At 47.7% G+C, this 954-nt stretch carries 1 pseudogene; it reads left to right on the forward strand.

Annotated features, from left to right (window positions below):
• Positions 1 to 954: pseudogene (gene tnpC / locus A142_RS11400) on the forward strand (IS66 family transposase); the annotation flags it as partial.

Raw genomic sequence — 954 nt, forward strand, 5'->3', positions numbered from 1 at the left:
AAAGCCTTACGATGCATCTCAAGGTGACCTCTTCAACGACGTGGAATGTGAAGCTGCTAAGGAAGAAGAGGTTGAGGTCACGATGACCACCACAACGAAGAAGCGCGGTAAACGTAAGCCACTTCCAAAAACCTTGCCTCGTAAGGTTATCGATTTAGATGACAACGAAAAGCAGTGCGAGTGCTGCAAACATAGTCTGCATAAAATCGGTGAAGACCGCAGTGAAAAGCTAGAGTTCTCACCAGCGGTACTCAAAGTGCTGGAATATGTTCCTCCTAAGTATGCTTGTCGTCAGTGCGAGCAAACTGAAGACAAAAGCCACATCGTTCAAAAACCAGCGCCGCAAAGTATTATCCCTAAAAGCTTCGAGACAGAAAGCTTGCTGGTCAATATCACCCTTGGAAAATACCAATACGCGATGCCACTGTATCGCCAGAGTCGCTGTTTACCCAGTCGGGTATCGAGCTGTCACGAACTACTATGGCAAGGTGGATTATCCAAGTCAGTGAGAAGTTCGCACCGTTTTATGCGGCCTTGAAAATACACCGACTAGAGCAAGTGGTGGTTAAGGCGGATGAAACGCCGCTCAATGTCCTCAAGGAAGATAAGTAATGCTACATGTGACTCTACTGCTCGGGCGCAGACTTGCCTGACGCTGCACTGCCGAATGTAAAGAATATCGCCTTGTACGACTATCAAAACAGTCGCGCGAGGGCGTGCCCTGTTGCCTTTTTAGGGGACTATAATGGTTATCTTCAAACCGATGGCTATGGTGCCTATGACGGCCTTCACCAAGTCACCAATGTTGGTTGCATGGCGCATGCACGGCGTAAGTTCATGAATGCTAAGAAGGTTCAAGGTAAAGGTAAGTCAGGCAAAGCAGATAAAGCGCTGGCCAAAATCCAGAAGCTCTATGGAATAGAATCCCACTTAAAAGGTGCGTCTGTCGAAACA

The organism is Vibrio splendidus 12E03, assembly GCF_000272105.2.
GTDB classification, from domain to species: Bacteria; Pseudomonadota; Gammaproteobacteria; order Enterobacterales; family Vibrionaceae; genus Vibrio; species Vibrio splendidus_I.